This window comes from Solemya elarraichensis gill symbiont (assembly GCF_002021095.1).
In the GTDB taxonomy this organism is placed as follows: domain Bacteria; phylum Pseudomonadota; class Gammaproteobacteria; order Chromatiales; family Chromatiaceae.
In genome coordinates, this window is record NZ_MPRK01000101.1 from 1 (window position 1) to 6340 (window position 6340).

Annotated in this window: 4 protein-coding genes; 3 read left to right on the plus strand and 1 reads right to left on the minus strand. The window is 50.1% G+C overall.

Annotated elements, in window-relative coordinates:
- The 3 genes from BOW51_RS06395 to BOW51_RS06405 all read left to right on the plus strand — a co-directional run.
- Positions 1-1316 (plus strand): fumarate hydratase (locus BOW51_RS06395; protein ID WP_135568104.1); only part of this gene is annotated, 1316 nt, incomplete at its 5' end.
- Between the two features lie 329 nt (positions 1317-1645).
- Positions 1646-4747 carry a PilC/PilY family type IV pilus protein gene (locus BOW51_RS06400; protein ID WP_078476971.1) on the plus strand — a complete coding sequence of 1034 codons (3102 nt, stop codon included), beginning with the start codon at positions 1646-1648 and terminating at the stop codon, positions 4745-4747.
- Entirely contained in the window at positions 4737-5192 is a 456-nt protein-coding gene (locus BOW51_RS06405) for a type IV pilin protein (RefSeq protein ID WP_078476974.1), read from the plus strand. Before BOW51_RS06400 ends, BOW51_RS06405 begins: the two co-directional genes overlap by 11 nt.
- Positions 5193-5248: 56 nt before the next feature.
- Here BOW51_RS06405 and BOW51_RS06410 read toward each other — a convergent pair.
- Positions 5249-6340, minus strand: a 1092-nt coding sequence (locus tag BOW51_RS06410; RefSeq protein ID WP_135568105.1) for a putative bifunctional diguanylate cyclase/phosphodiesterase, incomplete at its 5' end; no start/stop codon positions are given.

Consider the following 6340-nt stretch of genomic DNA (forward strand, 5'->3'; position numbering starts at 1 on the left):
CAGGCGGGGTCGTGGTATTCCTCAAGATCGGTATGGATGTCAGCTGGGAAACAGATCAGACAGTCGATGAGATGGTCAATTCTGCCGTCAGTCAAGCCTATTCCCATCCGGATAACGTGCTGCGTGCATCCATGGTTGCCGACCCGCTCGGCGCACGCAAGAATACCGGTGACAATACACCTGCCGTGATACATACCGAGCTGGTTGCAGGAAACAAGGTTGAAATCAAACTCGCGGCCAAGGGTGGCGGTTCGGAAAACAAGGCACGCTTTACGGTTCTCAATCCGAGCAGCTCACTGGTCGACTGGGTTCTGGATATTGTGCCAACTCTTGGTGCTGGCTGGTGCCCACCGGGCATGCTCGGTATCGGTGTTGGCGGTAGTGCTGAAAAAGCGATGATACTTGCGAAAGAGTCGCTCATGGAGCATATCGATATTCACGAGCTGCAGGCACCTGGGCCTGCCAACCGCAAGGAAGAGTTGCGCCTTGAACTGTTTGAGAAAGTGAATGCACTTGGCATCGGCGCACAGGGTCTCGGCGGCCTGACAACAGTACTGGATGTCAAGATCAACGACTTCCCTACCCATGCCGCCTCGCTGCCGGTTGCACTGATCCCGAACTGTGCCGCAACACGTCATGTTGAATTTACCCTGGATGGGAGCGGCCCCGCCGTACTCACTCCTCCTTCAATGGATGTTTGGCCCGATATTACATACGAAGCTGATGATGCTTCCATCCCTGTGAATATCGATACGATCACACGTGAAGAGATTGCCAGCTGGAAACCGGGTGACCGCCTGCTGCTCTCCGGTAACCTGCTGACCGGTCGCGATGCCGCACACAAGCGTATCCAGGAGTTGCTCGATAAGGGCGAGTCACTCCCTGATGGCGTCGATTTCGAAAACCGCTTTATCTATTACGTCGGTCCGGTCGATCCGGTGGGTGATGAAGTTGTCGGTCCGGCCGGCCCAACAACCTCGACACGCATGGACAAGTTCACCGATATGATGCTCGACAAAACAGGTCTTGTCGGCATGGTCGGCAAAGCCGAGCGTGGACCTGCAGCGCGAGAAGCCATTAAGCAGCATGGCGCCATCTACCTGATGGCTGTCGGTGGCGCTGCTTACCTGGTGGCAAAGGCAATCAAGTCATCTCGCATCATCGCATTTGAAGACCTCGGCATGGAGGCAATTCGTGAATTCGAGATCAAGGATATGCCTGTTACAGTCGCAGTCGACAGTCGCGGCGAGTCGGTTCAAGAGAGCGGCCCGAAAGAGTGGCGTATCAAGATTGGCAAGCTGCCAATCGCGGAATAAATCCGAGGCAAAAAAACGGCGGCTAACAAAGTGTTAGCCGCCAATACTCTGCTGAGTGGTTGGAGTAGAAACGTTGAATTAGCTTCTGAAACGAATAATAGCAGAAATTTGCTGCTGCGCATCATTTTTATTCAAAAAATAAGAAATAATTATCCGAGGACTGATTTTGCCCCCATTTTTTGCTGGCTAATAGACTGACAGATACACCTAACTCTTTAGTAATATCAATACTTTAGGTTGACATTCTAATGTTAGCATTTTCATAACTCCCCACATATACTTAATATCAATCAATACGACTGGTTTGGAAAAGGAGTCCCGACGACGTCATGAAAAAGATGCTTGGCTTCACGCTGATTGAGTTCATGATCGCGCTTATCTTGCTCGTGATCCTGGTAACAATTGCCGCACCAAATTTCGCAAGCCTGATTGAGCGTAATCGCAGCACCTCATCTCTTGAAAACCTCTACCACGACCTGATGCTCACACGCAGCATGGCATTTGGTGCCAACACCGACAGGTGTCTTATTACAAATCCACCGCACGATTGCTTCCTGGAAGACGACCAACCAAGTCAGCGCACACACCAGGTCAAGAAGGCCATGGGGACGATTATCGATGAAGCAGACGATGATCTATACATGGCAATTATGGGTTTCAGAGGCAAGAGAGTCCCCATAAGTGATCCGCTCTCATGTCAAATGAAAGATGATGGAAAACAATGCCTGAAGGCCGATATCAGGGTTTATGCCAGGTTCCTTGACCTGGAATCAGACAACGGTCGGGATTCGCTAAAATGGGCGATTAATAAGATTGGCCATGACATGTCTACCCCCACATCGTCAGCCCTGCATGATGCCGTACAGTGGTACAAAGAGGGCATTGAAGCGACCAGGCACAAAGGTGTAAAACAAAACATTCCCAGCCCGATACTCAATTATTGCCAGCCGAACCATATCGTCCTGTTAAGTGATGGTGCGCCAAACAGCAATTCAATTGAGAAGAATGGCTGGGGTTACACCAATAATCACCTGGACGACCGGGACCCCGGCAATCCCAACCCCGAATGCGAATGGAGTGAAAAAACAACCGGACATGCGTTCGAGGCAACAGAAACGCCCCAGGATGGTCGTTGCAGTCCGGATTTTGTTGAATATGCGCGGAATGCAGACCTGATCCCATCAATGGATGGTACACAATTTGTAACAACACATACGATCGGTTTCCACACGACACCACTGGCAAATACTTTTCTGGAGTATATTTCCGAAAAAGGGAGAGGAAATTTCTTCACTGCTGACAATGCCGATGAGTTGACAGATGTTCTAAAAAGCCTTGTTCGCGATGCAAAAGCAGTCGTTGATACAAGCATCAACACGCCTACCATCCCGTTCGATCCGTCGAATGTCGCAGTAAGTCAGAACAGCCTTTACCTGCCTGTGTTTAAACCGACGGTTAACACTTTCTGGTTCGGCAACCTGAAAAAATATGAAATCAGGATCACAAGCGCGGGTAATTTTGAACTGGTTGATGCCAATGATGCATCTGCCCTGAACACAGACAACAGCTTTGTCGAAGGCGCCCAGAGTTTCTGGAGTAGCAGTCCTGATGGCAATAATCCACTGGCAGGCGGAAGCGCCTCAATGCACACAGGCAATCGCAACCTCTACACTTATGTGTCCGGGGGAAGATCGACACCAGGCACATTGAGTGCCCACAGGTTATATAACTTCGTTACAAACGAGGCACATCCTGATATTACCAAGCAGATGCTGGACGTAACGAATACAAGTGAGAAGAATGAACTGCTTGAATGGATTAGTACTGGCCACGGATTTATGGGGGCCCCGCTGCATACCACACCCACCCTCCTCAATTACGAGGACAGATTGGGTGCTTCCCAGGCGATACTGCTGATTACCACATCCGAGGGCGTATTATCTGCAATCGATCCTGCGTCTGGTGCAGAGCTTTGGGCCTATATGCCGGATGAGTTAATGGAAAATATCAAGACGATCAAGCATCAATACGATAATCCGGATGATACCAATCTAACCGCTGAGCGCATCTATGGCCTTGATGGCCATCTCGAGATTCTTCACGACGACGCGAATGGCGACAACCTCATCAATAATAATGAATCTGTCACAGCCGTATTCGGCATGCGTCGCGGGGGAAGAAATTACTATGCTCTCGATATCACCGATCCAGACAACCCGGAATTCAAGTGGGAGATCATCGGAGGTGTGGGAGATTTCAGCCAACTCGGTCAGACCTGGGCAAAACCAGACGCAGGTAACATATTCATTGATGGCGTAAATACCGAGGTAATTATTTTCAGTGGCGGCTATGATCCGGATCAGGACAATGTCTATGGCGCAAGAGTTGCTGACGATATCGGTAATGCGCTCTATATAGTCGATGCAGAGAGCGGTGAACGACTCTGGTGGGCTTCATCTCATGGAGGGGCATCTCTAAGACTGACTAGTATGACCAATTCCATTGCAGCAGACGCCCGCCCGGTAGATGTGGATAATGATGGAACCTGGGATCGGGTCTACCTCGCCGACACGGGCGGCCGTATAATCCGTATCGATTTCTACACCGATACTGATGGCGCACACCAGATTAATGGCTATATTCTGGCCGATCTCAATGGCGGCACTGCAAACAGTAACCGGCGCTTTTTCAACAAGCCGGAAGTTGGCTATTATGCCTCCGGTAATGAGCGCTTTTATGCCCTGCTGGCAGGAAGCGGCGATCGTCCTGACCCAATGGATCACTCAGTGCAGAACCGTTTCTACATGGTCAAGGATTATCACCCCTGGTCTCCGCAACGTCTCAATGGCGAGTACGTGGTGCCACAGCCAATTGTTGAAGATGCATCCAGCTGCGCGCACGCGGACAACTGCAACACACTCTATAATGCCACCAGCAATTTAATTCAGTCAGGCACGACTGAAGAACAGCAAAGTGCGCAAAACTTCTTATCGAACACAAGCGGATGGTATATTGATCTTGCCAAAAGGGAGATGAGTGCTAGTCGCGCCCTTCTCTACAATCACAATCTCTATTTCACCACTTTTTCTGGACGTATCACTCCAGCAGCGGGAGTTTGTGATCCGTCCGATCTCACGTTCACGAGCCGCTTTTTTGCACTGAATCTCCGTACTGCAGGAGCTGTAATAAGGGATTTTGATGCAGATGCAACAGATCTCACAACAACTGATCGTTCACTGGAGTTAAACGTCACAGGCCTACCTCCGGCTCCCTCAATCTTTTTTATCGGCGAAACTCAAGCAGAAGAAAATGGGCAAACAGTAACCGCTCCTGTCAATAAGCTTTTTGTCGGTGCTGGCCTTGATATACCAGTCTTTTCCACATACAGGCCCATCCCCTTGTGGTGGGAGGAAGTCATTAATGTCGACTAAACCCGGCCACCAAGATGAGAACAGCGGCTTCTCACTGATCGAACTCCTTATCACCATAGTTGTAATTGCCATTCTCGCAGTCATTGCCTACCCGAACTATAGCGAATTCATACTGAAATCACGTCGTCTCGATGCCCAGAGTGAACTGATGGACCTCGCGCATCGTCAGGAGAGGCACTATGCAGCAAACGCAACCTATACGGTCGACATGACTGCCTTGGGGTACGACAACAGCGCTTTGGTCACGACCGCAGAGGGTTATTACCAACTGAATGTAGAAGCGGCAACTGGAGCATGCCCGCTAAGTCGTTGCTTCCTTCTTAAGGCGGTACCACTCGGTCACCAGGCAAATGACCGTTTCAGTGTCATTCGCCTGCATTCAAGTGGCAGCAAAGAAATGAGGGACAAGAACAGCGGAAACTTCCAAACTGGATGGGAGGACTGAAGGGTAGATCGGGCACCTGCACAGCCGAATATTGACACACCATGGTGCACTGCCGGTTAGCGGGTTATCCTGTCGGGTGCCAGGTGATTGTGAATCAATAACTCTTCTACTTCGTCACTCAGCATAGGTTTTGAGTAGAGGTATCCCTGTACAAAATCACACTTGTGACGGCGGAGAAAGTCAGCCTGCTTTTCTGTCTCCACTCCTTCAGCCACCACCTGGTAACCCAGTTCTTTTGCAAGTGCGATACTGGCACCTGTGATTGCCTCATCGTTCGGCTCTTCGCCTAAACCATCAACGAACGAGCGATCAATCTTGAGTCGATTAAGGGGTAACCGTTTCAGGTTCACCAGGGAGGAGTGGCCTGTACCGAAATCGTCAATTGACATTTCTATACCCATACTGGAAAAAGTATCTAGGTTACTGTAAATGGTGCCGCCATCGTGAAAAACCATGCTTTCGGTAATCTCGAACTCGAGGAGAGTGCCGGGCAGCTCGTAGCGAGCGAGAATATCCTTTACCTCATCCACCAGTGACGCATTGTTTAGCTGGCGACTGGATAGATTGATTGCGATACGACCAAAATGAAGCTTTTTCTGCAGCCAAATAGTTGCCTGCCTGCACACTTCCTCTATCACCCAGATACCCATTGGTTCAATCAACCCGGTTATCTCGGCCATTGGAATGAAGCTATTCGGATTGCGGAACTCGGGGGCAGCCGTCGGCCAGCGAACCAGCGCCTCAAGCCCTATGAGAGCTTCATCCTCCAGTCTGTACTGAGGCTGGTAACGAAGAACCAGTTCCTGCTCTGTAATGGCCTTGCGTAAACTGGATCCCAGGGCCAGGTAGTTCGCTGAGTTGTCGGCAAGTTCCGAGGTGAAAAAACTGAACTGGTTGCGTCCGGCTTCCTTTGCCATGTACATGGCACTATCAGCATATCGCAGCAATAGATCGGCTTCCTCGCCATCATCTGGTACGACTGCTATACCAATACTCCCGCTTATCTGCAGTTCCATCTCCGTGAGTTTTACCGGATCATTAAAAGAATTGAGGACAAGCGTGTCTTTGATCTCGTGATGTAAAACGGGACATCCAAGTCGCCCTTTTACACTCGATCTTCGACAGCCTTTATTGCCCCGGACGCCCTG

Bases quoted from the DNA above. Each gene is read 5' to 3' on its own strand.
- BOW51_RS06405 (WP_078476974.1), top strand. From the start codon at position 4,737: ATGTCGACTAAACCCGGCCACCAAGATGAGAACAGCGGCTTCTCACTG.
- BOW51_RS06400 (WP_078476971.1), top strand. From the start codon at position 1,646: ATGAAAAAGATGCTTGGCTTCACGCTGATTGAGTTCATGATCGCGCTT.